22 protein-coding genes and 1 pseudogene are annotated in these 25,779 nt (G+C 69.5%); 3 read left to right on the forward strand and 20 right to left on the reverse strand.

Annotated elements, in window-relative coordinates:
- Window positions 1-51 precede the first annotated feature (51 nt).
- A complete protein-coding gene (locus ABD366_RS32180; protein WP_324771021.1) occupies window positions 52-702 on the reverse strand; it encodes a TetR/AcrR family transcriptional regulator in 651 nt (216 codons plus the stop codon).
- A gap of 87 nt (window positions 703-789) precedes the next feature.
- The gene (locus tag ABD366_RS32185) at window positions 790-1,203 is read right to left on the reverse strand and encodes a hypothetical protein (RefSeq protein ID WP_324771020.1); all 414 of its coding nucleotides are present in this window, start codon (window positions 1,201-1,203) and stop codon (window positions 790-792) included.
- Here ABD366_RS32185 and ABD366_RS32190 point away from each other — a divergent pair.
- Complete coding sequence (locus tag ABD366_RS32190; RefSeq protein WP_324771019.1) at window positions 1,190-1,513, forward strand: hypothetical protein; 324 nt, start codon at window positions 1,190-1,192, stop codon at window positions 1,511-1,513. The genes ABD366_RS32185 and ABD366_RS32190 overlap by 14 nt on opposite strands.
- Before the next feature lie 127 nt (window positions 1,514-1,640).
- Here the strand turns inward: ABD366_RS32190 and ABD366_RS32195 are convergent, their stop codons facing one another.
- From ABD366_RS32195 to ABD366_RS32210, 4 genes are all read right to left on the reverse strand, one after another.
- Window positions 1,641-2,033, reverse strand: a complete 393-nt coding sequence (locus ABD366_RS32195; RefSeq protein ID WP_324771018.1) for a VOC family protein — start codon at window positions 2,031-2,033, stop codon at window positions 1,641-1,643.
- Window positions 2,030-2,332, reverse strand: coding sequence for an ArsR/SmtB family transcription factor (locus ABD366_RS32200; RefSeq protein ID WP_324771017.1), 303 nt, complete (start codon window positions 2,330-2,332; stop codon window positions 2,030-2,032). Before ABD366_RS32200 ends, ABD366_RS32195 begins: the two co-directional genes overlap by 4 nt.
- Before the next feature lie 145 nt (window positions 2,333-2,477).
- Entirely contained in the window at window positions 2,478-3,215 is a 738-nt protein-coding gene (locus ABD366_RS43605) for a HalD/BesD family halogenase (RefSeq protein WP_425576995.1), read from the reverse strand.
- A 220-nt stretch (window positions 3,216-3,435) separates the two neighbouring features.
- Window positions 3,436-4,005 (reverse strand): TetR/AcrR family transcriptional regulator C-terminal domain-containing protein, encoded by a 570-nt coding sequence (locus ABD366_RS32210; RefSeq protein WP_324771014.1) that lies wholly within the window; start codon window positions 4,003-4,005, stop codon window positions 3,436-3,438.
- A gap of 105 nt (window positions 4,006-4,110) precedes the next feature.
- Here ABD366_RS32210 and ABD366_RS32215 point away from each other — a divergent pair, with 105 nt between their 5' ends.
- Complete coding sequence (locus ABD366_RS32215) at window positions 4,111-5,424, forward strand: FAD-dependent monooxygenase (protein WP_344443007.1); 1,314 nt, start codon at window positions 4,111-4,113, stop codon at window positions 5,422-5,424.
- A gap of 67 nt (window positions 5,425-5,491) precedes the next feature.
- Here the strand turns inward: ABD366_RS32215 and ABD366_RS32220 are convergent, their stop codons facing one another.
- From ABD366_RS32220 to ABD366_RS32250, 7 genes and pseudogenes are all read right to left on the reverse strand, one after another.
- Window positions 5,492-6,409 carry a recombinase family protein gene (locus tag ABD366_RS32220; RefSeq protein ID WP_324771013.1) on the reverse strand — a complete coding sequence of 306 codons (918 nt, stop codon included), beginning with the start codon at window positions 6,407-6,409 and terminating at the stop codon, window positions 5,492-5,494.
- A 63-nt stretch (window positions 6,410-6,472) separates the two neighbouring features.
- Window positions 6,473-7,764: pseudogene (locus ABD366_RS32225) on the reverse strand (DUF4158 domain-containing protein); the annotation flags it as partial.
- A gap of 109 nt (window positions 7,765-7,873) precedes the next feature.
- Window positions 7,874-8,875, reverse strand: coding sequence for a PIN domain-containing protein (locus ABD366_RS32230; RefSeq protein WP_324771011.1), 1,002 nt, complete (start codon window positions 8,873-8,875; stop codon window positions 7,874-7,876).
- Between the two features lie 84 nt (window positions 8,876-8,959).
- Window positions 8,960-9,409 (reverse strand): hypothetical protein, encoded by a 450-nt coding sequence (locus ABD366_RS32235; RefSeq protein WP_324771010.1) that lies wholly within the window; start codon window positions 9,407-9,409, stop codon window positions 8,960-8,962.
- Window positions 9,406-11,490, reverse strand: coding sequence for an integrase (locus tag ABD366_RS32240; protein ID WP_324771009.1), 2,085 nt, complete (start codon window positions 11,488-11,490; stop codon window positions 9,406-9,408). The genes ABD366_RS32235 and ABD366_RS32240 overlap by 4 nt, the downstream gene beginning before the upstream one ends.
- Complete coding sequence (locus tag ABD366_RS32245; protein ID WP_324771008.1) at window positions 11,487-13,415, reverse strand: hypothetical protein; 1,929 nt, start codon at window positions 13,413-13,415, stop codon at window positions 11,487-11,489. The genes ABD366_RS32240 and ABD366_RS32245 overlap by 4 nt, the downstream gene beginning before the upstream one ends.
- Window positions 13,412-14,908 carry a site-specific integrase gene (locus tag ABD366_RS32250; protein ID WP_324771007.1) on the reverse strand — a complete coding sequence of 499 codons (1,497 nt, stop codon included), beginning with the start codon at window positions 14,906-14,908 and terminating at the stop codon, window positions 13,412-13,414. Before ABD366_RS32250 ends, ABD366_RS32245 begins: the two co-directional genes overlap by 4 nt.
- A gap of 414 nt (window positions 14,909-15,322) precedes the next feature.
- Here ABD366_RS32250 and ABD366_RS32255 point away from each other — a divergent pair, with 414 nt between their 5' ends.
- Complete coding sequence (locus ABD366_RS32255; RefSeq protein ID WP_324771006.1) at window positions 15,323-16,273, forward strand: RNA-binding protein; 951 nt, start codon at window positions 15,323-15,325, stop codon at window positions 16,271-16,273.
- Between the two features lie 27 nt (window positions 16,274-16,300).
- On the opposite strand, the gene ABD366_RS32260 is transcribed toward ABD366_RS32255, so the two are convergent.
- The 7 genes from ABD366_RS32260 to ABD366_RS32290 all read right to left on the reverse strand — a co-directional run bounded on the left by ABD366_RS32260 (window position 16,301) and on the right by ABD366_RS32290 (window position 25,779).
- Window positions 16,301-17,824 (reverse strand): alpha/beta hydrolase, encoded by a 1,524-nt coding sequence (locus ABD366_RS32260; RefSeq protein WP_324771005.1) that lies wholly within the window; start codon window positions 17,822-17,824, stop codon window positions 16,301-16,303.
- Between the two features lie 59 nt (window positions 17,825-17,883).
- On the reverse strand, window positions 17,884-19,113 hold the full coding sequence (locus tag ABD366_RS32265) for a serine hydrolase domain-containing protein (protein ID WP_324771004.1): 1,230 nt from the start codon (window positions 19,111-19,113) through the stop codon (window positions 17,884-17,886).
- 100 nt (window positions 19,114-19,213) lie between these two features.
- Entirely contained in the window at window positions 19,214-20,473 is a 1,260-nt protein-coding gene (locus ABD366_RS32270; RefSeq protein WP_411293764.1) for a YbfB/YjiJ family MFS transporter, read from the reverse strand.
- Window positions 20,474-20,556: 83 nt separating this feature from the next.
- Window positions 20,557-22,194 carry an NAD-dependent malic enzyme gene (locus tag ABD366_RS32275; protein ID WP_324771002.1) on the reverse strand — a complete coding sequence of 546 codons (1,638 nt, stop codon included), beginning with the start codon at window positions 22,192-22,194 and terminating at the stop codon, window positions 20,557-20,559.
- A gap of 116 nt (window positions 22,195-22,310) precedes the next feature.
- The gene (locus ABD366_RS32280) at window positions 22,311-23,318 is read right to left on the reverse strand and encodes an NAD(P)H-dependent flavin oxidoreductase (RefSeq protein ID WP_324771000.1); all 1,008 of its coding nucleotides are present in this window, start codon (window positions 23,316-23,318) and stop codon (window positions 22,311-22,313) included.
- Window positions 23,315-24,949 (reverse strand): AMP-binding protein, encoded by a 1,635-nt coding sequence (locus ABD366_RS32285; RefSeq protein ID WP_324770999.1) that lies wholly within the window; start codon window positions 24,947-24,949, stop codon window positions 23,315-23,317. Before ABD366_RS32285 ends, ABD366_RS32280 begins: the two co-directional genes overlap by 4 nt.
- Entirely contained in the window at window positions 24,946-25,779 is an 834-nt protein-coding gene (locus ABD366_RS32290) for an enoyl-CoA hydratase/isomerase family protein (protein WP_324770997.1), read from the reverse strand. The genes ABD366_RS32285 and ABD366_RS32290 overlap by 4 nt, the downstream gene beginning before the upstream one ends.

Here is a 25,779-nt window from a genome sequence, read left to right on the forward strand (position 1 = left end):
CGACGATGTTCGTCGGGTTGCGGGGCTTTTGGCGAGAGGTGGGGCGGGCTCTCAGGTGCGGGCGGTGCCCCGGCGGCCGGGTGTGACGAGGTAGGCGATCGCCATGTCGCTGAGTTCGTCCGCGTACCGGCGCTGCGCCACGTCACCGATCACCGGGTCGGGGCGTACGGAGTTGTGAAAACAGGCGCCGAGGACGGCGCGGGCCGCGGTGTCCAGCGCTGCCTGCGGATCGGAGTGACGGATCTCGTCCTCGTAGGGAGTCGCGGCTTCGAGCAGGAGCCGGTGGATCTCGGTGATGGTGCGGCCCCCGTGGTCCGGAGGCTTCGTCCCGCGTGCACGCAGCAGCGCCGGGAAGAGGTTGGTGCTGTCGGTGAAGGAACGCAGCAGGGCGTGCGCGTAGGCGTCCATGACGCCGCAGAGGGACGGTTCGGCCTTGCGCAGCTGATCGGCCACATACTCCTCACGCCGGTCCAGCATCCGCTCCGTCAGGGCGTTGACCAGCTGTTCTTTGTCCTCGAAGCGCCGGTAGATCGTGCCGACCGAGACGCCTGCGCGATCCGCTACGCCGGAGATCGTCAGCTCCTCCAGACCGGCTGACACGGCGATCTCCTCGGCCGCCTCCAGCACGCGAGCCAGGGTCGCGGCGCTGCGCGCCTGCTGGGGCTCCCGATACGGCGCAGGGCGGTCGTGCTGGTTGGTCATGACCCGCATCGTATCGGCGGCGGTGGGGGCCGGAGCGGTTGACAAGGGGTGCGCCTCTCTGCGTAACCTCACGATGCGAATGCGAGTTCACATTCGCATCATGAGGAGGGTATGACCATGACCGACAAGCAGACTTCTCCGGCAGTGACCGTGACGCTCGCGGCAGGGCCCACCGGCGGGAGCATCGACGACTTCGAGCTGTTCTACGCGCGCCGGGCCCTCGACCGCTTCAGGACGCTGCTGGGCCGCCAGGGCCTGCTCGATCTGCTGGCCGCGGACATCGAGGAGGGCAACGCCTTCCTGCGGGAATGTGCGCGCACCTCCGACGGTGAGTTCCATGCGGGTACGACGGTGCTCGAGGCGCGTGGCATGAGCTCGGCCGAGTTCCTGGACTGGATGGACGGGGCCTTCAAGAGTGACGACGAGCGCCCGCTTCTCGCGGCACACCCCGAGCACTATGTGATGGGCGCCGACGACATCGGCGCGCGTGGTGGAGAACATCGGCCCCCACGTCTGCTCGTTCTACATGGGTGGCTGGGGCACGGCCGAGATGGCCTGGGCCGACGACGCGGCCGAGCTCCTTCCGGAGGCGGAGTTTCCGCGCAAGATGTCCTCGAACCTCTTCCTGGAGGACGGCACCGTCGTCGGGCGGGCGCTGATCCAGTTCGGTGACACCGCCGACGGGTTCACCGCGAACCTCACGGTCTACTTCCCCAGGTCCTGCCCGCAGCACGTCCTGGAGCACCACATGCGGCACTACGCCGTCGAGTTCCGGAACTGGATCGTCGCCGCGGCGGCGGCCCGCGCCTGACCGACTCTCCCCACCACCCGTCCGGCTGGATCCTGTCCGGCGGGCGGTGACCAGCGAAGAAAGACCTCCCCCAGGCCCTGACGGGCGGCGAGTTCAGGCGTGTGACCTAGTCCGTTGGAGCGTCGCTCTACGCCGGAACGGTCGCGATCTGGATCAGGTTGCCGCAGGTGTCGTCGAAGACGGCGGTGGTGACCGGGCCCATGGTGAGGGGCTCCTGGGTGAAGCGGACGCCGAGGCCGTGCAGTCGGGCGTGTTCCGCGTGGACGTCGTCGACGGCGAACTGGGCGAGGGGGATGCCGTCCTGGGTGAGGGCGTCGCGGTAGGTCCTGGCGGCGGGGTGGCCGGCCGGTTCCAGGAGGAGTTCGGTGCCGCCGGGCTCCTCGGGGGAGACGACGGTCAGCCACCGGTCCGTCTCGCCGAGAGGCACGTCGTGTTTCTTCACGAAGCCGAGGACCTCGGTGTAGAAGTGCAGGGCCTTTGCCTGGTCGTCGACGAAGAGGCTGGTCAGGTGGATTCTCATGAGGTGCTCTCCTGCGCTTCGGAGGGGTCGGACACGGGCCACCGCCGGGTGATCTCCCGCAGCGGGGCCGTGTTCAGGTCATGGAACTTGTAGCGGCCCTCCCGCCTGGTCTCGACCAGACCGGCAGCCTCCAGCACCGCAAGATGCTGGGAGACGGCCTGCCGCGACATGCTGAGCCGGTGCTTCATGCTCAGCCGCGCACAGATCTCGAACAGGGTCTGCCCGGAGGTGTCCGTGAGCTCGTCCAGGATGAGCCGGCGGGTGTGATCGGCCAGGGCTTTGAACAGGTCGTCAGCCACACCTCCACCATAGGCAAGCGCTGACTTGCCTGACAAGATGTGGCATGTCCAGAGCCTTGTAACGCCTCGGAGTCGGCGGAGGCTTCCTCGGCGTCCCGGACGGCAAACGCCTGGCCACCTGCCAGGGCCACCAGCATCCGTGGCGTTAAAGGGTGCCGCCGCCATCTATCGTGAGCACGGCTCCTGGAAGTCCGCGTCCGACCGGCCGAGTTGGCGGGCCTCCCGGGCGAGCATGGCGTGCGGGTGTCGCCGAGGGCGACGCAGTTGATCCGGATCCCCGACGACGCAGTCCCGTGGAGCGCCCTGTCCTGGAGTACCCCGCCCTGGAGTACCCCGCCCTCGGGCGCCCCGTCCTGTTCCAGTGGGTCCGGGGCACGCACTGGACGAATCCGCCGTGTTCGACAGGTGGGCAGTCCACGACCCACACGACTGCGAAGCCGTAATCGTCCCCATGCCATCTGTGGGTGTCGCCGGAATGCTGGAGCTCTGTGATGACGTACTGCTCGGGCTCGTACGGGCACTCGAGAACCCGCTCGCCCGCGACACGGCTCAGCGCCGCCCGGAATTCGGCGGATCGATATACGGCCGGGATGACGGAGCCGTGTTCCCGGATCTCCCGGTGGCGGACGTTGCGCATCCGCCGAGGAGTCCCGCCGGTCTCGTCGAAGCGCATCTCGCGCCGTACGCCGTGGCTTTCGACGAGTGACTCGATCTCGCCGGCGATCGCGTTCTCTGTCTCTTCCGGCGCCAGGAAGGAGATCTTGGTGAATCCGCGGGTGAGGAACTCCCGGCGAGCGCGGTCCATCTGCTCTTCCTCGACACCAGCAACAAGGTGCTCCAGCAGGATCCGCAGAGTGGCCCGAACGCCCTCATCCACACGCATGGTCTCTTTCCAGTCAATCCAGGCGACTCCCTCCCCGCCTCGACCAGCCTCACACCCAGCCCACCCGGCCGCAGAACATGGCCTTCCTCATGAACCGTCATCACACCCTTTCTGCGGCCAGGGCGAAAGCTCGATGCCTCCGGGACCCGGTTACGCCGGATCACGAGAGCCCGGGGCGGTCCCGGTTGCGCCGGATCACGAGAGCCCCGGGCGGTCCCGGTCACGTCCGCCGTTCCCCGACACGGTGCACGAGGCCGTTCAGGATGAGGGTGAGGCCCGCCTCGAACGCCGACTCGTGATCGATCGCCGGCACGCCGGCCGGTGGCTCCGCGCCGTCGCCGGGGCCAGGATCAGCCTGTTCTTCCAGGACGCTGCCGACCGTGAAGCGGCCGGCGGCCAGCATGGCCATCTGCGCATCCCGTTCGGGCACGCCGGAGGCGGTGAGGAAGTCCATCTTGCGGTGGATCCGGTCGAGGTCGCCGGTGGGAGTGCTGCCGGCGTGGAGCCGTGCGCCGTCCCGGCGCATCAGCAGGGTGCGCCTGAAGCTGCGGGTGTTGTCCAGGAACCAGTCGCGCCAGTCGTCCTCGGGCGTCGGCAGGGGGGCGGTCGCATGCGGTGCCATCGCCGCAGCCGCCATGGCAGCGAGGAGGTCCTTCTTGGTGCGGAAGTACCAGTAGAGCGACGGCTGCTCCACATTCAGCCGCTTCGCCAGCCGTCTCGTGCTGACGGCGTCCAGCCCGACCTCGTCCAGCAGGCTGAGCGCCTCGGCGATGACAGTCTCGCGGTTCATCTTGGTCACGTTGACAATCTATCGCTGATAGATGACTCTCGAAAGGAATCTTTCACTGATAGATTTTGGAGTGATGGGCAGGCGGAGAGATCGGGCACGCAGTCCCTGCGGGTCCTCGTCGCCGGTGGCGGGGTCGCGGGGCAGGCTCTGGCCTTCTGGCTTACGCGCGGCGGCCACCGGGTGACCGTTGTCGAGCGCTTTCCGGCGCTGCGGGACGCCGGGGCCCAGGTCGACCTGCGAGGACAGGGCGTCGAGGCCGTCGAGCGGATGGGGCTTCTCGACGCCGTCCGCGGCAGACTCGTGGACGAGACGGGTGTCGCCTTCGTCGACTCCCGCGGCAGGGCCCGGGCGACGATCATGGCCAACACCTCGGGCAAGGGACGTCAGACCCTCACCTCCGAGTACGAGATCATGCGCGGCGACCTGGTCCGCATCCTCCACGACGCGACCAAGGACGACACCGAGTACGTCTTCGACATGAGCGTGGACGGCTTCGAGCAGGACGAACACACGGTCACCGCCCACTTCTCCGACGGGTCCTCCGGCGCATACGACCTTCTGATCGGCGCGGACGGGCAGGGATCACGCATCCGGCGGGCGCTCCTACCGGCCGGCTGCGACCCGTACTGGCGTGTCGGCATCCACATGGCCTACTGGTTCGTCCCACGCATCGCGTCCGACAGCACCGTCCGGGACACCTACATGGTCCCGGGCGGCCGCCAGATCATGCGCCGCAGCCACAACCCGACCGAGACGCAGGCGTACTTCGTCCTACGGGAGGAGTCCGAGGAAGCCTCGGCGATCCACCGAGCGCCCGTCGAGCGGCAGCAGGAGTTCTGGGCGAGCAGGTTCCGCGACGCCGGGTGGCAGACCGATCGTTTCATCGAGGGCATGAAGACAAGCCCGTTCTTCTACTCCCAGGAGATCGTCCAGGTCCGCACCGACACCTGGTCCGAGGGGCGTGTGGTCCTGGCCGGTGACGCCGCCCACTGCGCGTCGCCCTACAGCGGCATGGGAGTCTCCGGCGGCCTGGTCGGTGCCCACGTCCTGGCCGGTGAGATCAACCGGCACCCGGGCGAACTGCCGGCCGCACTGGCCCACTACGACCAGGTGCTGCGGCCCTTCGTCGACGCGATCCAGAGCGGAGTCAATCCCCGCCTCCTGCGTCTGGGCATGCCGATGACCCAGCGCGCCATCGACGTCTTCCAGGCCGCCACCGCGCTGGCCTGCTTCCTGCACGTCCCGGACCTCGACGCGCGCTTTGCGAAGGACGACCGCGACGGCGACTGGCAGCTCCCGGAGAACCCGGAGGGTCAGCCGCAAGTGCGCTCGACTTCCGAGGACACCTCATCCCGGTCCGGGCCCGACTGCTCACAGCGCAACAGCAGAACGACGCCCGCGAACGGATCCTGCGCCTGATGCCTCCTCCGACGCGTACGGTCTCGGGGAACATCGGTACAGCGGTTATCGGTGAGAACGATCTTGTTCAGGGCGTGAGGGTGCTGACGCGGTTCTCGTAATCGCGGCGGGCCTTGCGCTGGGCCGGAACCGCCGGGACGCCCTGGACGCCGTCGAGCGGCTGGCAGCGGGCGAGGAGCCCTCGGTGTACGGCGGGGACGGCGCTGACGCGCAGGGTGTAGCCCTGGCCGCGCCGGACGGTCGCCCCTTGGTCGAGCGCGGCTCGCTCGACAGGCTCCAGGGTGGCCGCCCGGAGAAAGTCGGCAACCTTGCCCGGCATGTCGAGGGTGACCGACAGCTCCGGCGCCGGCATCTCTTCGGCTGCGGCGACATGCTCCGGCAGGAGGTCGTCGAGGGCGGTGCGTACGGCGCCGCGGCTGACGTTGTGCTCGCGGGCCAGGGCGGCGATGGACTGGCCTTCCAGGAAAGCGGTGCGGACGGTGGTGATCGTGTCGCCCGCAAGGGCGGGACGGCGTCCGCCCTTGTTGCCCTTGGCCTCGGCGGCGCGCAGTCCGTCGTAGGTCAGTTGGCGCTGGAGGTCGCGCTGGAGTTCGCCGGCGGCGGCGAGGGTCTGCACCATGAACTTCACGGTGGACAGCAGCTCGCCGGTGCGCGGGTGGCGGGCGGTGAGGTCCATGGCGGAGAACGCGCCGTCGTGGATGCGCAGGGCGAGCTGGTCGCGGTGCAGGACTTCGAGGACATCGAGGATGTGCTGGTTGCCGCGTACGAGGCGGAACATCTCGGAGATGTGCACGGTGTCGCCCGACCGGGCGTAGGTGAGCAGTTCGCCGAACTTCGGGCGCTGGAGCGGGTGGAGGCGGCTGGAGGTGCCCGGGTCCTCCTCGAAGACGACCGGGTCCTCGATGCCGGCGTCGGCCAGGACGAGGTCCTGGCGGGCGGTGGACTGCTGGTCGGTCGACACCCGCTTGTAGACGAGATTGGCCACGCTGTTCCCCACTTCTGCCGCCACATCGGACCTCGGGCGTCATCTAACCCTGTCGTCAACTGCCATCGGATCCCACATGCACACCACGTACGCGTCTCGGTCCACCGCGCCCTGCGGCAGATCCGGGTTGGCGTACACCGCCTTGCGCCACGCCGGCGGCACGAGCTTGTCGCCCACCTCGCGCGGCAGCAGCGGCTTGACCCCGACCTTCCGCCGCGCCAGCGCCGGAAGACCGGCGCGACTTCCTCCACGGCTGCCCAGAGCGCGGCCACGTCCAGGTCCGTCTCCTGCTCCTCGACCAGCTCCAGCTCCTCGAACAGCACCTTCGCCGCCCGCGCGAGCACCCGAGAAGCCTTCTCCAACTGCGGCAGTGTCGACAGCCGCTCCTTCTCCGTCTTGCGCTTCGCCGAGTTCAGCAGCCGAGTGGCCATCAGGACCTGGAACAGGTCCAGAGCCTCGTCGATCGCCTTCGCCTCCAGGTGCCGCATCACCGCGGTCAGCATCGCCGTGCGCTTCGGTTCCGCCGACCGCTCCAGCAACGGCGCCTTCGACCCCAGCGCGTACCTGGCCAACGCCGCCATCCGGTTCGGCGGGATCTGCGACAGCCTCAGCCGCCCGAGCCGGTACGCGCCGATCTCGTCCACCCGCTCCAGCGCGCGGGCGAACGCCGTGCCCGTCGTCCGCGTCGGCGGCCGGCGCAGCCGCTCCAGCTCCGAGAACCGCGAGCCCTCCGGCGTCTTCAGCGTCGCCACCAGATCCCCGGGCAGCGCCGGGTCCGCGCGGCGGGCGGCGCCCGCGACCGTGGCGTGCAGGCGCTTCTCCGCGACTTGCCGCGCCTCTGACACCTGCCGAGCCAGCACGGACACCCCGGGCAGCAGGACCCGGCGACGGCGCAACCAGCCCACAGCGTGGTCGAACAGCGCCTTCGGGCCCTCCGCGTGCGTCCACGCCCGTCCGTGCAGGAACGTACTGAACCGACGGCCCCACTCGGCGTCCTCGTAGGGGTGGTAGCCGTAGGCGTCCCGGATCTCCCACGCGTGGTCGTACAGCGTCTGGCGCCGCTCCGTGTACCGCTTGACTACGGACGGGTCCTCGATGCGGAGCTGCACGGCCAGGTGCTCGACCACCGGCCACGGCACCGCGAGCGGGTCCTCCAGGAACAGGCCGACGTACCGAACCGTGCACATCTGGAGCGCGAACCCGAGCCGGTGATGCTCCGTCCGCCGCAAGGCGATCAGGTCCCGGTCCACGTCGTCCAGGAAGAAGAACCGCTCCAGCTCGGGCCTCGTCGGCTCCTCGGCGAACGTCCCGTACGCCTCGGCCTGCTCGTCTTCTTCGCGTTGCAGGTGTCTCATGAGACATGACCCATCGGCTTCGGCGATGGCATCGGGACCCTCTGAGCCCAGCGCCAATGGAACCCAGCGCTGGGCAGGACACAGGCAGAGCGAGCCGCAGCCCGTTGGTTCACCAGACTGCGGCAGGGACGATATCGATCGTCACTGAGTGCTCTTCATGATCTTCAACTATCAGCCCAGTCGCCTCGATGGTCATGGGAGCACCCAAGAGCCTCTGACCGCCCCCGCGGCCATCCGGGCGCCTCGGGAGGCGCTCAATCACGAATCGGATGCCCCATATTCCGGAGATGCTGGTCAGAGTCACCTCATCGCTTTGACATTTGTATGCCTCTGCGCCTTTACGGAGGTGGAATACAGTTTCCGCTTCGCCAATCCGGTCCAAGTGTCGGGGGGACAGGTTCCCCTTGTCCACGGCAACATCAACTAGTGCATTCTGAAAGTCAAGGCGACTGCTGACTGCCTGTGCATCGACGCGTCGCTTTGGGAATCCGAGGTCTGCGAGAACTTCCATAACCCCCTTCTTGAGGGTCATCATTTTGCGTTCGGTGTTCTCTGAGCGCAATTCCTTAGCGAGTGAAGTTGCATCACCGGGAACGCAGAAGTCGTTGTCCCGTGAGACGAAGATGACTGGCAGCGGTCGACCCGACGCGTCCAAGTCGGGCGTTCCGCAAGCACGTGCCGCCGTCAGCCAGATGGATGCATCCCGGGCACCAGATCCGTTGCGGCAAGGCCCCCGATGGTCCGCCTCCCATTGGAGCGCCGTCAAAGCATCCTCTGGAAGCGTTGGTAGCACGCGATAGGCGTTGCGAATGGCCTCCTCAAAATTCCTGACTTCCCGGTTGGCAAAAAAGCGTCGAGATCTGCCATCGGGAAAAGGAACTTGGGCGCGCCCCTCCATCCAGGTGCCAGCGTCATTGAACTCGCGTTGCGCATCAGCCAGCGCCTTAGCGACAGAAATGACCCTTGCATGGTGCTGGCGAACTACTTCGCGAAGCACCATGTCGGTTGTAGCGATCGTATGTCTGGCCCGTTTGGCGATTGCCGTAAGCTGCTGAAGGGCAGCACTTCCGGGCAGAAACAGCCGAATCTCATTACTGTCAAGGACAATCATGCAGCGCAGCCTATAAGTGAAGCTCTCCGCACTCGACACGTTTCATGAGACAGGCGGGCTGGAACGACGAGGCTCCAGAAGAGCTCAGCGGCGTCGCTGGGGGCCGCGGGGCCGGATGGGCGTGACGGAGGCTGAGACGTTCCGGTTCAGCTGCTGTCGAAGGGCTTCGTTGTCGTGGTAGAGGGCGGCGATAGCGGTGGCTGCGGCCTTCAGCTTGTTCTCCAGGAGCGTGCACTCCTGAGTCTTCTTGGTGAGGCGCTTCTTGAGGTCGGCGATGGCGGCATCGCGCTGGGACTCGCCGGGGGTGGTCTTGCCGTGGGCCGCAATGTGGGCGTCCCACTCGGCTAGAACGGCCAGAGCCCGGTTCATGGTCGCGCGACTGACCTGGGCTTCTTTGTAGAGGTTCTCTTTGGTGAGCCGGCCGTCTGTGCGCTTTGGGCGTCCTTCGAGGAGACGGGTCATCGCGCTGCGCAGAGCGGCTGCGGTCTTCGGGCTGACCTGGTCCTGAGGGGCGACGCTGGCGGGGTCGGTCACGGGTGAGCCCCCTTCGCCATCGCGAGAACCCGATTGGTGGTGTCGAGTTCGCGCTCGGCGAGCTCGCGGCGGACCGTCGGAATGCGTGGGTTATTGATGATCTCCAGTTGTCTGCGCCCGTGGGAGTTGTAGAAGGGCAGGTGATCGGAGGTGATCATGCTGTTGCCGCACCGGTCGGGGCGGCAACGTTCGTGGAGGGGTCCGACGTGGCCTTCGGGGACGACGGCGTTGTCCAGGCAGACAGCGCCGACGGGGTTGGCGTGGTCGGCGGTGCAGTGGTTGAGCGCGCCGAAGCGGACGTGGATGCGCGCGGAGTGCAGGAGGCTGTCGGCGGTGCGGGCGTCTCCGTTGCGGGCCTTGACGGTGGCGGTGATCTTGTCGAAGGCGTCTTTGACGCGGTCGGCTCCGCCTCCGAATCCGATCTCCTCGCCGGCGGTGTGGCGCTGGTAAAGGTCCTTGATCTTGCGGAACTTGGCGCTGTCGAGTGCGGTTTGCAGGTATCTTGCCCAGTTCTTGTCGGAGGCCGCGTAGCCGCGGGTGCTGGCGTTGGCCAGAGCGCGGGTGGCAAGGTGCTTGAGCTGGATGCCGGTGGCGATCTCCGAACCGGGGAACTGATCGGTCAGCATCGCCATCGTCCTGCGGAACATATGGGGTCGGATGTAGGCCGGGGGAATCTCGTCGAGCCCTGACCAGCGACAGCCGGCGTTAACGATTGCCACGAACGACTCCAGCATCTTGACGCCGTCGATGGTGCCGTCCGGGCCCGTGATGTGGACGGGAGCGAAGACCCGATCGGGGTGGCTGGAGACGGCCTCAGCGACGGCGAGGGCCTCGGCGACCGGGTCGGCGATCCACCAGTGCTCGCCCGGGCGGTCAGCCGTTCCCTTGATCTCGGTCGATGCGATCGCTGGGGTGCTGTAGTGCTCAACGACGGACTCGCGCAAGATCTCGTGGATTTCTGAGTCGCGCATCATGGACAAGCCCACAACCAGGGAGAATGCCGCATCACGAAGTGCCGTCTTGAGCTCGATGAGTGCCCGCGGGCCGATGCCGGGGTGCCACGGGCCCGTGCTGCCGTCCTGCCGGGTGACCTGCACCAGCTCCCCGGTCAACGCATGGGGTGTGAAGCGGCCGGTGGCCACCGCGTTCTCGATCAGAGCCCGGCGCCCCGTCGATGTCCTGCTGGGCTTGTTGGTGAGCATCGTGTCGCGATGCCCTTCATATCCGAGGAGCAGGGTCATCAGGTGCCAGTTCACCCGTGGGGCTTGTCCCTCGACGGACGCGGCGTGGACGGGGACGTTGTTCCGGGGATCGGCCAGCCAGGCCCGCAGGCGGGAGTCGGCGCCCTTGACTGAGGGCTCGGCGACGGTGCGAAGCTCGCGTAGCCGCTGGTCGGCGCGAAGGATGTCGGGGGCGAAGGTGTGGATGTATGCCCAGGCGGCGCGGATCAGGGGGAACCACGCCTCCGGGGGGACCACGGGCGTGGAGATCTCAGCTGTGGCGGTGAGGTCCACGACTGCCCTGGCGCTCTGCCCGGGCCAGGGATCCCCGGCGGGCCAGGGCAGGCTCAGGGCGGGCTCCACCATCGCCAGGGTCTTCAACGCTGTCACATGTCCCGCGACTGTGGCCTTGGCGGTGCCGTCCGCGGCCAGGTCGCGGATGCGCTGACGCAGGTCGTCCGCAGTCCAGCTGCCCGATTGAGGGGCGAGGCCGTTCTTGTGTCCCCATCGGGCCAGTGTCCGCAGGCGCGAGGCGAGCTGGATCAGGGTCTGCGGGTCAGCGGGGGTGCCGAGGACGACGCCACGCCGCAGAACGGCCGGGTGGTGCGGGTTGGACAGCGCCATGAAAAACTCGCGCGCCAGAAGATTCCAGTACGGGTCTTCCAACTCGCTGCTGAAGCAGACTTTCCAGCCGCTGACGTGCACGTTCGCGGGACGCTTGAGCGAGGTGGTGAAGTCCCATACCTCCAGGTCACCGAACACGGGACCGCTGGCGTCGGGCAGGAGCGCCCGGCCCTGGAGGACGGGTTCGTCGTCGCGGAACAGGGACGAGCGGCGCTGTTGGGGCAGAGGCTGGGTCATGCGTCGAACTCCGTGTATGCGCTCAGTGGCAGGTCCAGGGCCACCCGGCCGGTTTCGATGTGCTCGCGGGCCTGGGCGAGCTCGGTGGGCGTGCGGTCGGCGAGCACCGCGCGCAGGTTCGTCCAGCGCTGTCCCCAGACCCTGTCGAAGGCGTGCGGGGGCAACAGGGAGCGCACACGTTCCAGGTGTTCCCCGAACAGCAGCAGCTGCGGCAGGTTGGAGGGCAGGATCCAGGCGTTTCCGCACTCCAGGCAGCTCAGGGGCGCGACCGGACACAGTTCCCCCGGACGTCCGAAGGGCGACTGGCGAGGGCTCCTGCAGTGGCTGACGCCCATGTCGAGCTGGCCGTTCATGATGTCCTCGGCCTCTTGGAAGGAGAGTCCGGTGGCCTGGAGCAGGTCACTGTCGACCTCGTCCTCGGCGTCGTCGAGGATGGTCGGGCCGTCGACCCGGTTGAGGGCTTGGTCGAACCAGTGCTGTTGAGCGGTGGCGATGGTGCGGCCGGACATGATCCGCAGCGTGGTGCCCTGGGCGTAGTGCCCGGCGAAGGTCTCCTCTGTGTGGTCGTCCGCGGCCGCGCTGATCCGCCCTTCGGTGACGATGGCCTTCTCCACCTTCGTGGATTTGCGCAGACGTCCGATGTGCCGGTCGCCGTTGATCTCGACGCCCATCATCTCGATCCAATGCCCGAACCCTGCGCTCGTGGCATTGGGGTTCCACCTGTCGAAGACCAGGCCGTAGCCGCTCTGGACCGTGGCGTGGACGAAGAGGGTGTCGGTGATGTCAGCGGCCTTCGGGCGGACGCGCGCGGTGATGTCCAGGAGTTGGCGGACCACTTCGCTCGCCTCTCGTCGCGGCATGTCCAGGATGACCGGCCCGTCCGGCTCGTCGTCCTGCTCGGGCGCGACGGCGACGGGGGCCTGGTCGCGGAAGGCCCGGTGGCGGCGCCAGCCCGCGCGCTGCTTCAGCAGGGTCAGGCGAACGCCTTTGGGTAGGAACTCCACGTCCGACTCACCGAAGGCGGTGACCTCCTCGGAGGCGTGCCCGGTGGCGTCCATCAGCAGAACACGGAAGGCTTGCAGGTCAAGGGTGGTGGGATACAACTGGGCGATGAGACGACGACACAGCTGGGACCGCGCCATGGATCTGCTGGAGGTCCCGTCGGGTCTGGCGGCGAGAGCCCGCAGGGGCTCTGGCCACTGCCGGAGAGCAGGAATCGTGTCGCGCATGTCGCAAGGGGTGATCTGCTCGTGGGCCAGGCCCCAGAGGAGGTCCGGAATACTGGTCCAACTTCCCTGGTCGGGATGGCGCCCGGTTGCCGCAAGCGCCCAGCCGTCGTCCAGGCGCTTGCGGGTCGCGTGAACGCTCTGCCAGGCGGCACGGACCAGGGCACGCTTCTCCTTCCGCGTGAACTCGTCCCGCTCCGTCGACTCGCCGGTGCCGATGAGCACGGGGCGGCGACCCAGGCGGGCCAGCGCGGGGGCAACAGCCCGGTCCTGGTGGTCATCACGGCGCACGATCAGCAAGTGCATTGCCGAAGCCAGCGCTGAAGGAATCGTGGATCCCGGGCCGAGGTCCTCGGGCAGGGCGGTCTCCCAGGCCACCAGTGTGTCGAACAGATCCGCATCGCTCAGGCTCGCCTTCTCGGCGGCCGGTCCGAGAGCCGTGTCCACATACCGGCACAGACTGTCGATCGCCTTCCGGTAGCTCCTCGTTTGCCGCCCGAGGGCGGTGGCCGCTGTGTACTCGACCCACTCGTCCGCCAACTCCCCGGCCAACCGTGAACAGACGTAGGCCGCAGGATCGATGCAGAGCAGGTTCCGGGGAATCTGAACGACGCGGGGCCCGACTCCGCCCGCCGGCACCGGGTTCTCCAAGGCCGCGAGGAGGCGCTCCCGCTCCTGCTTGGTCCGCCCCACCGTCACCGACCGCCGGTCGTACTGACAGCGGCGCCCGCGAGGGCGTGGGCTGCGATCTCGGCGTAGGTGGCGTCGTCGTCGCCCACCCAGCCCCGAAACGCAGCCTCGAACTCGTTGACCAGATCATCTGTGTACTGCAGATACTCATACGTGGTCGATGGATCCGCATGCCCCAGTCTGCGACTGACGATCAGCAGGGGGTTATGGCGGATGTGGCCAGTCAGATAGGAGTGGTGGCGGCGACTGCGGGCCTTCTGGTCCGGCTCCTCGCCGTCCATCAGGTTCTCCAGGTAGGTCAGCAGTTGCAGGGCGTGAGTGTGCCTCAGGTCGTGCCATCTCCACCTGCGCGCGGGCAGGTGCGGCGTAGTGGAGTCGGCAAGGGCGGTCATCCACTCCCAGGCTCGGTGCCGGTACCCCTTCCAGGCGTCTGCTCCGGGCATCAGCCCACCCCGACAGACGAACAAGGTGAGGGTCTCCAACCCGAACTCGCCCTCGTAGACGGTGATCCGCCGCAGCTTTGCGGGCATGGCCGACATACGAAACTCGCGGTCGACACCGTCCAGCGTTCCGCGCACCACACCACCGGCGACGTCAACTTCAGCGACGACGAACAGGTCGCGGGCCTTGCGCTCCAAGGTCCTGGCGGCGGCGCGGACAATATCTGGACGTTCGAGGATGCAGAACAGATCAGCGGACGCGGCAGCGTCTTCGGGGACGTAGAGGGTGCGGGCCTTGCCGTACTTCGCGCACGCCTGGACCTCGAACTCGGCGCTGCCGCCCTGCATCCCGGGCCACAGCCCCATCTCGGGCAGCAGCACGGTGGCCCACTCGCGCCATCGCGCCCCCGTACCCAAGGCCAGGTCTGATCCGGCCCGGTTGCGTAACGGCGCCCAGCCCCGGTAGCCCCGGTTGACCTGTTCGTCCGGCAGCTGACCGCCCAGGCCGACATCGCGGAAGTACCGGTACTGCTCGAAGGTCAGGTGCCGGATGTCCATGTTCGACCGGACGCCCGGAGCCAGGGCGTTTCGGCCCCGGGCGGCCAGCCGCACCGGCTGGGCCGGCAGGGAGCCGCGCGCGACGAGGAAGCGGTAGAGATCATCCAGGATGGATGCCTCCTTCCCCCAGGTCCTGGCGGCGACCGGCTTCTTCTGCCACAGACGCCGCCAGTTGCGGTAGGCGACCAGGTCGGACTCCGTCGCGGACAGGACATCGCTGCCCAAGCCGGCGAGATGTCCGTCCAATCGGGCTGCCATCCGCCCGTAGTCCCGCAGCGTGGTCTCGTCGAGCAGGCCCGTGGACAGGTACCGGCCCCACTCGGAAAGAGCGGGCAGCGGCATCATCGTCTCGTCGTCCAGGAACACCGGCATGCCATCCAGCAGTCCCCGCCGCTTCAGCAGCGCGGCCACCTCCTCGGCCGAGACCACCTCACTGTCCAGGTACCGGCCCAGCAACCCCGACTGTACGAAGGCGAGTTCCACCCTGATCCCTTCCGGGGCCACGGCGCACTCCCGTCAGCCCAACTGCCTCATGCCCCCACCCGTCACCGAGACTGAACCACAGGCTCCGTGAGACAGAAATGAACAGCGGAAAGAACTCATCACTCAGAAACTCCACCGGCACGAGCCGGACCGGTAGCCAGCCCCGGACCAGGCCTGGAGGCGTTTCACCGAACCTCAGCGGCGAAGTGGATCACTGTGCTAGACGACCATGATCGTTCTCACCGATAACCGCTGTACCGATGTTCCCCGAGGCCGGCGTACGCCACACGCAGCCGTCGGCAGGTACGGGTGTTCATCTTGACGCCGCTCGGAAGCGGCGACCGCAGCAATCAGGAGAGCGCACCCTGACGCCGGCCGGCGGGAGATCATGACGCATTACGCTGACACCCCTTTCCTTCAGAACCAGGGAGCAGCGTGCCGTCGGCCTTCGCTCACCAGATAACCAAGTACAACCCCGCCCACTGCGACGAGCACGGCCGCTACAACGGCTCCGAGGACACGGAGAGCGACCACGGGCCGGTCGAAGCGGCCTACTTGGAGGCGATCGCAGCCTTCGCGCGGGACTCGGGAATCGACCGGCTGGAGATTCGCGAACCCCAGGTCGCGGGCTTCGTCAACTTCGGCCTGGAGGCGCCGGTCGACGGACACGGCCTCGCCGGGCTGTTCCCGCCGGACCTCACCGGCTACCACGACGGTGCCGAGGTCTCCATGCCGGTCGCACTGGAACTGATCCGGGTCATGCTCCGCGGCCAGGGCGCCTGGTGCCGACTTGAGCAACAGAACACGTTCACCGTGCACGTCGGATGGGATCAGTACGTGTACGTCGGCACCGACCGGGCCTGCGAAGCAGCCGTTGCCCGAACCAGTGAACTCGGCCTGTTCGCGCAACCGATCACGGCCTCGCCCTACGCCGCGGACCTGGAGGAACCCGAGGTGACACAGGCTGCGGACGAAGACTTCTGGCTACAAGTCCGCGCAGAACTGGCCGCACCACAGACGCTCCTCCTGGAAGAGACCTACCTCGGCAACGCCACCCGCTGGCACCGCCTCACCGAGAACAACCTCGACACCGTCCGCGCCGCGCTCGGGCCCCGCGCGCTCCTGACCATCTGGCCGGACCTTGCCCCTGATGTCGACGCGGTCCTCGCCTCGTATCCTGAGTACGCGACCGTGGACTTCGTCTGGGAAGAACCGAACGGAACAATCCGCCACGTGACCGTCGACGAGACCGACCACCGACAGCTCACCGCTTTGGTGAAGGGGGCAAAGGCGGCCTGCTTCCTGCCCCTGGCCCTCGACGATCGCCATCCGCTATTCCACGCCGCTCTGCCCGACAGCGACGGTGTGCTGCGCGCCAGGTGGTGACCGGGTCGTGGTTGCGAGAGCCGGAAATCAGTCGTGCTCAGAGGCGCTCACCGGGTGTGCGTCGCAGTTGATGTCCTTGGCCGGCAGACGCCCGGTGGCGAGGTAGGCGTTGACCGTGGCGTCGACGCACGAGGAACCGTAGACGCCGTACACCGCGTGCTGGTCAGCGCCGCGCAGGGTGACCAGGCGGGACGAGGGCCAGGCTCGGTGCATCGCTGCGGCGCCGTCGTAGGTGGTGCGGGGATCTCCGGTGGCGTTGACGAGGAGGGCGGGCAGGTCGGCCCTGATGCCGGTCGGTTGCTCGCGGGGCGGGTCCCAGAAGGCGCAGGGATTGAGGTTGTTGGTGACGGGGCCGAACAAGGGGTCTTGCGCGCGTGCACGTTGGACATCGCGCCAGTAGACGTCCGGGTTCTTCGGGGCGGCGGCGTCGCCGCACAGGATCGCGGTCTGGACGCTGCCGTAGGCGGAGTCGGTGCCGGTCAGTTCGAAGTCGAGGACACCCGCGAGCCAGGGGGAGGGGGCGACGTCGTGTCCGTTCGCCGCGCGCCGCAGGTCCTGGACTCCCCGGGCGAAGTCCGCGTAGGCGGCGTCATCGTCCTGGGAGAGTCCGTTGAAGAGGACGAGGGGAAGAATGTGCTCGTCCACCCGGTGGTCTGCGAGCCGCAGGGGTGTGCGGGTGGCGGCGGCCTGGACGCGGTCCACGGTCGCCAGTACCGCTGTACGGGTACGGCCCAGGCCGTAGGTCGTGTGACGGGCGGCAGCCCATGAGGCCCATCCCTCCAGGGCGTGGCGGTTGGCCTTCTCGCTGCCCCGCAGGAGCCGGGGACCGTAGCGGTCCGGGTCGATGACACCGTCCAGGACGACCCGGCCGGTGCGGGTGGGGAACATGGTGGCGTACACCTCGCCCAGGTAACTGCCGTACGAGTACCCCAGATAGGAGATGCGCCGCTCGCCGAGCGCGGCGCGGATGACGTCCATGTCGCGGGCGGTGTTCCGGGTGGTGACGTACGGCAGGACGTCGCCTGCGTGCTGCCGGCAGCGCTGGGCGAGGTCCTGGGAGAAAGCCGCCATGCGGTCGAAACCGGCGCGGTCCGCGCCCGCGCTCCGGAATGCGGAGCCGGTCGGCCAGTGGCAGTCCAGCGGGGTGGATCGGCCGACGAAACGGGGGTCCACGCCCACCACGTCGTAGCGTGCGGCGACGTCCTTCATCGCCTTGCGGACCCAGGGCGGGTCGCCGAGTGTCTGCCCGCCGGGTCCGCCGCCGTTGAGCAGCAGCGGTCCGGCGCGGTGGCCCGTGTCGGTGGCGCGGATCCGGGAGATTGCGACGGTGATCGTACGGCCGTCGGGGTCGCTGTAGTCCAACGGTACGGTCACGTCGGCGCATTGGGCGCCGGCCTGCTCGAGCTCCTTGCCGGTCGTGTCGTTCGGGCCGAGCACGCAGCTCTTCCAGCCGAGACGCTGATGGTGATAGGAGGCGAGCGGGTGGGTGTCGGCTCGGGCCTGGAGAGCGGTGGCGGGCAGCGCGGTCAGGGCGAGTGCGGTGGCGGCCATCCCCAGGGCCGCCTTTCTCGCCGACCTGGCGGCGTTTCGCGGCGAGTGGGCTGAGCGGATCACTGATGCTTCCCTTCTGTCGGGTGCGTCGTCGCTTCCTTCGAAGGCGGGTCCTCGCAGAAGGCGGTCCGGACGACGTCGAGAAAGTCCTGTTCGGCCTGGAGCGTGGCCGGTACCTGGTTGAGCGCGACGGCGACGCTCCGCCCGCCGGGGCCCACGGCGGTCAGCGCCCGGTGGCCTCCCGGCACGGTTCCCGCATGGCCCCACCACAGGCCGCCGCAGGGCAGCGGGGAGGAGATCAGGCCGAGCCCGTAGCGGGCACCGGGCCAGAGCCGGTCGGGATCGGCGGCCACGGTGCGCCGCATGTCGGCCAGTTGGCCCGCGGGCAGCAGATCACCGCCGAGGAGCGCGGTGCTGAACCGGGTCAGGTCGGCGGGTGTGGAGATCAGCGCGCCGCCGACCCCGCCGAACGTCGTGTTCCATGCGGTGCCGTCGACGAGGCGGCCGTCCTCGGCCGTGAAGTAGCTGCGCGAGTGCGGTCCGTGGATGCGGGTCTCCTCCCCGGGCCAGTACGTGTCACGCAGACCGAGGGGGCGGATCACACGGCGGGTGATCTCCGCCTCGGGGGAGCGGCCGGTGACCTCGTGGATGATCAGGCCCGCGAGGAGGTAGTTGGTGGTGGCGTAGTGCCAGGTGTGACTCGGGCGCGGCAGGTCGAGGGCGCGGGCGACGAGTTCGCGCGGCTCGAAGTGGCGGTAGCGGATGCGTTCGGGGTGTTCCCACTCGGGGGCGTCGAGATAGTCGGGCAGACCGCTGGTGTGCCGCAGCAGCTGTCGTACGGTGATGCGGCGGCCGTCGTAGCCGTTGCGCCGGATCAGACCGGGCAGGTACCGGTCTACGGGGGCATCGAGGGCGATCCGGTGCTCGGCGGCGAGTTGGAGTACGACGGTCGCGGTGAACGTCTTCGTGACGCTGCCCGCACGCAACCGGTCGGTCGCGTTCATGGGACGGCCCGTCGCCCGGTCGGCCGTCCCGGCGGTCTCGGCCCGAACCTCGCAGGGCGCTCCCGGAGCGGTGTCGGTGATCAGGACCGCGGCACCGGTGATCCGGTCACGGTCGATGAGCGTGCGCAGCGACTGACGCAGTTCGTCGCGCGGTTCGCACACGGCGTGCCGTCCGGCGGCGGGCGATTGGGCGGCGGCCGGGGCGACGGGCACGACGAGAGCCGTCAACAGAGCTGCCACGCCGGTGCGTCTGCGTAGCGTCGCGGTGATGAGGGAGGGTGGCATGGAGCAAACGCTAGGCAGGCGTCACGACAAGGTCACTCGGGGTGGCTGCCCATTCGCGGGTGGGGGCAGCCACAGTGCGGGACCTGCGGTCAGCCCCCGCTTATGGTCGGCCGGCCTCGCCCCGGCTGTGCCCGAGCGCCCGTGAGCGCGGGGCGTGAGTGTCGGAGGCGGTCGTAGCGACCAGGGTCGTCCCGGTCGCTGCTTCCGGTCCGGTGGGGGCTGCGCGTCCTCCCTCCGTGACTACGCGGTGGGGGAAGCCGATGCGCAGCACTGCGGCGGACGCGGCCGCGGCGAGGACGACGGCGGCGGCCAGCAGAAGCGCCCGGTCATAACCGTGGTGCAGCAAGGGCGCGACGAGCAGCGGTCCGCCGATCTGGCCGGCCGAGTATCCGGCGGTCAGCAGGGCTACCGAGCGGGGAAACCGCAGGTGCGCTCCGGCCGCCAGGGCCAGCGCGCTGACGCCGATGAACGTGGCTCCGAACAGCACCGCCGAGACGAGAGCGGCGGCGGTCCCGCCGACCAGGGCAGGCAAGGCGATGCCGGTCGCCTGGATCAGGAGAGCGGTGAACAGCAGCCCCGGGCGCGACCAGCGGCGGCCGAGCCGGGCCCACAGGGCCGCGGACGGTACGGCGGCCAGCCCGACGAGGACCCAGGCGCCGCTGCCTACCCACTCCTCGGATCCCTGCCCGATCGCCGCGACGAGGAAGGTTCCGGCGACGATATAGCCGACGCCCTCGAGCGTGTAACTGACGAGCAGCGCACCGAAATGGCGGTGTGTGCCTGCTGTGCCGCTGACCTTCGTCTTGCCGTTGCCGTTGCCGTTGCCCTTCGCCTTGGCCTTCGCCGGCGGAGCGAGCGGCGCTTCCTCGGGTCGCAGGTTCCACGAGGCGGCGGCGAGCGCGGTCGTGAGAGCGGCGGCGGCCCACCAGGCGGCCCGCCAGTCGGCGACGGGGCGCAGCAGCAGGATCAGCAGGCCGGACAGCGCGATGCCGCCTCCCACCCCGCCGAACGCCCAGCCGGACAGGTGAGGTGGGTGATCCCGCAGGTGGTGGAGGAGGGATCCGGCGGCGACGACGAACACCAGGGCGCTCGCCGCGCCGGCCAGCAGCCGCAGGAGGCCCCAGGCGGTGGTGGTGTGCATGAGCGGCATCGCGGCGAGGGTGCCGGTCAGCAGAGCCAGGGACCCGCGCAGCGCGATGCGGGAACGGACCAGCGCCGGGGCCAGGATGCCGGCGAGCGCCCCGGCGAGATAGCCGACGTAGTTGGCCGTGGCCAGGTGCGCGCCGGCGTCGGCGGACAGGCCCGCCTGAGTGTGCATCAGAGGGAGGATCGGGGTGTAGACGAACCGGCCCACTCCCATGCCGGCCGCGAGCGCCGCAGCGGCCCGCTGAGAGGCGCGGCCTTCCAGGGCGACTCAGCCACGCTCAACAGCCGCTCTGTCGCTCAGTAGCCGGGCGTCCATCGGGTGTCCCGGATCGCGGTGCGCAGATCGTCGTCGGAGGCATCCGGTGCGACACCGTCGGCGACGGCCTGCCGCGCCACAGCCAGCGCGATGCCATCGGCCACGTCCCGAACGTCCGCCCACGCCGGGAGCAGCGGAGCCTTCGCGTCCTCGAGAGCCGGGGAGGCGTCACCGAGCGCGCGGGCCGCGGCCCGCATCATCGCGTCCGTCACCCGGTTCGCCCGCGCCGAGGTCACCGCCAGTCCCACGGCCGGGAAGACGTAGACGTTGTTGCACTGCGCGACCGGGACGTCGGCGCCGTCGCGGTGCAGGGGTGGGAAGGGCGAGCCCGTCGCGACCAGGACCTTGCCATCGGTCCACGCATCCAGATCTGCCGGCCGGGCCTCGGCGTTCGCCGTGGGGTTGGACAAGGGGAAGATGATCGGCCGGTCCACCTTCGCGGCCATGGTCCGGACGATCTCCTCGGTGAACGCGCCCTGTGCCGTGGAGAGTCCGAGCAGGACTCCTACGCGCAGGTTCTCGACGACGTCCGTCAGCTGCGGGGTCCCGTGCGTGCCCCAGCTCTCGACATCGGCGGGGTCATGCGCGAAGGCACGCTGGTCCTCGGCGAGGTCGTCGCGATCGGTGGTGAGCAGGCCGTCGACGTCGAGAACCCAGCAGCGTGCGCGGGCCTGCGCGTCCGACAGGCCCTCGTCGACCATCTCCTGACGCACCATGTCCAGGACGCCGATGCCCGCGGAGCCCGCGCCGACCATCACCACCTGCTGCTCCTTCAGCGGGGCGCCGGCGACCTCGCTCGCCCCGTGCAGCGCGCCGAGCGCGACGGCGGCCGTGCCCTGGATGTCGTCGTTGAAGGTGAGCAGCCGGTCCCGGTGACGTTCCAGGATCGGTGCCGCGTGCGGGGTGGCGAAGTCCTCCCATTGCAGCAGCACCTCCGGGAGTTCGGCCCGCACCGCCTCCACGAACGCGTCCACGAAGGCGAAGTAGTCGTCGTCGTCGATGCGGCGGTGCCGCCACCCCAGGTAGAACGGGTCGTCGAGCAGGTCGGTGTTGTCGGTGCCGACGTCGAGCAGGACCGGCAGGGTCCGCGCCGGGTCGATGCCTCCGATCAGCGTGTAGAGCGAGAGCTTGCCGACCGGGATACCCATCCCGCCGACCCCCTGATCGCCGATGCCGAGGATGCGCTGCCCGTCGGTGACGACGATGACGTCGACGTCCTTGCGGGGGCGGTTGCGCACCATCTCCACCAGTTGGTCCCGGTGCGGCCAGGACAGGTAGAGCCCGCGCGGACGCTGCCACAGCTCGGAGAAGTGCTTGCAGCCCTCGGCGACGGTCGGGGTGTACACGAGGGGGAGCGCGGTCGGTACGTCGTGGGCCAGTACGGCATAGAAGAGGGCCTCGTTACGGTCCTGCAAGGAGCGCAGGTACACATAGCGCTGGAGGTCGTCGGCCTGCCGGTCGATCTGGCCCCAGGAGCGACGGACCTGCTCGTCCAGGCTGGTCACCGCGTACGGAAGCAGCCCACGCAGCCCGTGTTCGGCGCGCTCGGGTTCGGTGAACGCGGTTCCCTTCGTACGCAGCGGGTCGGACAGCAGGGCGGGGCCGGTGAGATCGCTCATGGAGCCCATGGTCGTGGCGATATGCCCGCCATTGCACCCTCGACACGCCACCTGGAGCGGTCCTCGCCGATGAGGCAGCCGCGGAGCCGGGGCGGCGCTCCGGGGAGCCGCCTTCGTCAGTGATCCCCTGTGGCCGGGGCCAGGATCGGTTCCTCGACCGGCAGTGGTAGTGCGGTGACCGCTCGGCGGTACTCGGCGACGATGTCTTCGACCACACCCGCCGCGGGAAGCACCGCGTCGACGAGCCCGGCGGACTGGCCCGCCTCCACCTTGCCGCTGTCGACCAGGCCGTCGAGCGCGGCGTCCTTGAGGCTGGCGGACCGGAACTCACCGCGCCGCACGTCGAGTTCGGCGGCTTCCTCCTCCAGTCGGGTCATGCGCCGCGTGAAGTCGTTCTCCAGGGCGCGGATCATGCCGAGTCCGTGGCCGACCGTACGGGTGGAGTCGACACCGGCGGCGACGACGGCCGCTTTGTAGGCGGGGTGCACGGTCGCTTCCTCGGTGGCCAGGAACCGGGTGCCGAACTGGGCGGCGCCCGCGCCGAGCGCGAGCATGGCGGCCAGTCCGGCGCCGTCCGCTACGCCGCCGGAGGCGATGACCGGCACTCCGGGCACGGCGGAGACCACCGCGCGTACCAGCACCTGCGTGGTGACCATGGCGGGCGGCGGGTGGCCGCCGGCCTCGGCGCCCACGACGACCAGGCCGTCCACGCCCGCGTCGGCGGCCTTGCGGGCGTGCTCGACCCCGGCGACGACGTGCAGGCAGAGGGTGCCGATGTCGTGGAAGCGGTCCAGGTAGCGGCGAGGCCCGCCCTGGGAGGCGATGAGCACCGGCGGGCGGCGGGACAGCAGCAGCTCGATGACCTCGTCGGCGCCCGCCCGGTAGAGGGGCAGGTTCACCGCCCAGGGCCGGTCGGTGCCGGCGGCCGTCTCGTCCAGGGTGCGGGCGAGGCCGGGCAGGCGCATCGGGCCCGCGGCGACCACGCCGAGCCCGCCCGCCCGGCTGACCGCGAGGGGCAGCGCCGAGCTGGAGGAGGCCCAGGACATGCCGGCCTGGATCACTGGCAGGTCGATGCCGAGCAACTCGGTGACGGGGGTGGGGATTCGGGTACGGATACGGGTCATGCCACGGCCTTGGAGTCGGTGCGGTCGTCGCGTTCGAGCAGGGTGCGGGCGTGGGCGGCGAGGCGGTTCTTCTGCACCTTGGAGCTGGCCGTCATGCCGATGCCCTCGAAGCCGTCCACGATGCGCAAGTGCCGGGGCACCTTGAAGCCGGCCACGCGGGCGCGGGTCCAGTCGATCAGTTCCTGTTCGGTGGGGCCGCCCGGTTCGGTGAGGACGACGAACGCGAACGGCACCTCCATGAGCCGTTCGTCGGGCACACCGACCACGACGGCCTGCCGGACTCCGGGGTGCCGGTGCAGGACGTCCTCGATGTCGGCCGGGGCGACGTTCTCGCCGCCGACCCGGATGATGTCCTTGGTGCGGCCCGCGAAGTGCAGCCTCCCGGAGGCGTCGAGGGCGCCGACGTCGCCGGTGGCCAGCCATCCGTCGGGGTCGACGGCGGCGGCGGTGGCCTCGGGGTCGTCGAGGTAGCCCTGCATCACGTTCCAGCCGCGGACGAGGATCGAGCCGGGTTCGTCGGGCCCGCAGTCGCGGCTGCCGTCCAGGGCCCGGATGCGGACCTCTACGCCGGGTTCCACCAGCATCGCGCCGGAGGCCCGTACCGCGTCCTCCTCCCACCAGCAGGACTGGGCGACGTTCGGGGACGCCTCCGACAGGCCGTACCCGGCGACGCACTCAGTGGCGCCGAGTTCGTCGATGACCCGGCGGATCACGGTGGGGGAGGCGGCGACCCACGCGCCGCGCAGGCGCAGGGTGCGCTGTGCGCGGTCGGGGTGGTTGAGCAGCATCAGCGCGATGGTGTCGTTGCCGGAGAAGTGGGTGCAGCGCTCCTCCTCCAACAGCCGCAGTGCTTCGCCGGGTTCGAACCGTGGCATGGTCACCAGCGTCGTGGCGTGCTGGAGACAGGCGAGGACGGACAGGGTGCTGCCCGCCACGTGGAAGAAGGGCCGCGCGCTGTGGAAGCGGTCGCCGGGGCGCAGGCCGAGGCGGGCGCCGGAGAAGAATGCGTCGGCGCACATGCTGCGATGGGTCAGCAGGACGCCTTTGGGCCGTGAGGTCGTGCCGGAGGTGTACTGGACGAGCAGGATGTCGTCCGGGGTGCCGGTGGCGGGGACCTCGACATCGCCGGCGTCCAGGAACTCCGGCCACGGTGTCGCCCAGTCGGGCACCGCGTCCCCGCACACCACGACCCGTTCGAGAGCGGGCAGCGTCGGGCACGTGGGCGTGGCGTCCGCGCCGACGCCGATCTCGCGCAGGACGGCGTGGAAGTCGACGCGCAGCACGCGGTCCGCGACGAACAGCGTGCTGACCTGGGCGTGAGCCAGGGTGTGGTGCACTTCGTCGGCGCTGTAGCGGGTGTTGACCGGCACGGTCACCGCGCCGACGGAGCCGAGGGCGACGAACAGGGCGACCCAGCGCGGCCCGTTGCCGAGACAGAGGCCGACCCGGTCGCCTCGGCCGATGCCGGCGGTGGTGAGTGCGGCCCGGACACGGCGGACCTCGGCGGCGAGGTCGCGGAAGGTGATGCGCTCCTCGGCGGTGACCACGGCCTCCACGTCGGGGGCCAGGAGCGCGGCACGCTCCAGCGCCTCGTGCGCGGTCAGGGGGCATACGGCGGCGAGGTCCGTCACTGTTCTTCCTCCTTCGGGGTGCGGGGGGCGGTGCGGAGGGCGTCGGCGTCACGGCGGGCGAAGCGCTCGACTCCGTCGCGCCAGCCGCCGTCGGCCAGGCACTGCTCGATGGCCGCCATCTCGATCCTGATGCCGCGGTCGAGGTCGGTCTCGCCGCCGAGGTCGACGGCGCGTTTGGTGAGGGCGATGGCCAGTGGCGGCGCCTCGGCGATCGACGCGGCGATCTCCTCGCCGGTCCGGGTGAGCTGATCGCCGGGCACGACGCGGCTGACGACGCCGAGTTCGGCTGCCTCGGCGGCGGGCATGACGCGGTTGGTGAACAGCAGTTCCTTGGCGCGGCGCGCTCCGATGACGCGCTGGAGGCGCTGGGTGGCGCCGACCGTGCCCCAGTGCGGTTCGGGAAAACGGAAGGTGGTGTCGTCGGCGGCGACGGCGAAGTCCGCGGCCAGGGTGATCTCGCCCCCGCTGCCGACGACCGGCCCGTGCAGCAGTGCGACGACGGGGCGGCGGCAGCGTTCGATCGCCTCGTACGCGGCGAAGGACGCCTGCCGCCTGCGCCGCACCCAGGCGGCGTCCCGGCCGGCCCGCTCCTTCAGATCGGCGCCCGCACAGAACGCCGGGCCCTGCGCGGACAGCAGCACCACACGGACGTCGTCGTCGGCGTCGAGGTCCTCGAAGACGGCCCGCAGTTGCCGGCACATCTCCAGATCGACGGCGTTGCGGGCGCGGGGCCGGGCGAGCTGGACGCGGGCGACGCCGTCGGCGATGTCGCAGCGCACGCGCGCCTGTTCCCCGGCGGTGGACGGGGCCGGTGCGTCGGTGGCGGTCAT

Origin of the sequence: Streptomyces kunmingensis (assembly GCF_039533535.1) — a bacterium.
In the GTDB taxonomy this organism is placed as follows: Bacteria; Actinomycetota; Actinomycetes; order Streptomycetales; family Streptomycetaceae; genus Streptomyces; species Streptomyces kunmingensis.

Bases quoted from the DNA above. Each gene is read 5' to 3' on its own strand.
- ABD366_RS32180 (WP_324771021.1), bottom strand. From the start codon at position 702: ATGACCAACCAGCACGACCGCCCTGCGCCGTATCGGGAGCCCCAGCAG.
- ABD366_RS32185 (WP_324771020.1), bottom strand. From the start codon at position 1,203: ATGTTCTCCACCACGCGCGCCGATGTCGTCGGCGCCCATCACATAGTG.
- ABD366_RS32195 (WP_324771018.1), bottom strand. From the start codon at position 2,033: ATGAGAATCCACCTGACCAGCCTCTTCGTCGACGACCAGGCAAAGGCC.
- ABD366_RS43605 (WP_425576995.1), bottom strand. From the start codon at position 3,215: ATGCGTGTGGATGAGGGCGTTCGGGCCACTCTGCGGATCCTGCTGGAG.
- ABD366_RS32210 (WP_324771014.1), bottom strand. From the start codon at position 4,005: ATGAACCGCGAGACTGTCATCGCCGAGGCGCTCAGCCTGCTGGACGAG.
- ABD366_RS32230 (WP_324771011.1), bottom strand. From the start codon at position 8,875: ATGATTGTCCTTGACAGTAATGAGATTCGGCTGTTTCTGCCCGGAAGT.
- ABD366_RS32240 (WP_324771009.1), bottom strand. From the start codon at position 11,490: ATGACCCAGCCTCTGCCCCAACAGCGCCGCTCGTCCCTGTTCCGCGAC.
- ABD366_RS32260 (WP_324771005.1), bottom strand. From the start codon at position 17,824: ATGGCCGCCACCGCACTCGCCCTGACCGCGCTGCCCGCCACCGCTCTC.
- ABD366_RS32265 (WP_324771004.1), bottom strand. From the start codon at position 19,113: ATGCCACCCTCCCTCATCACCGCGACGCTACGCAGACGCACCGGCGTG.
- ABD366_RS32270 (WP_411293764.1), bottom strand. From the start codon at position 20,473: ATGGGAGTGGGCCGGTTCGTCTACACCCCGATCCTCCCTCTGATGCAC.
- ABD366_RS32275 (WP_324771002.1), bottom strand. From the start codon at position 22,194: ATGAGCGATCTCACCGGCCCCGCCCTGCTGTCCGACCCGCTGCGTACG.
- ABD366_RS32280 (WP_324771000.1), bottom strand. From the start codon at position 23,318: ATGACCCGTATCCGTACCCGAATCCCCACCCCCGTCACCGAGTTGCTC.
- ABD366_RS32290 (WP_324770997.1), bottom strand. From the start codon at position 25,779: ATGACCGCCACCGACGCACCGGCCCCGTCCACCGCCGGGGAACAGGCG.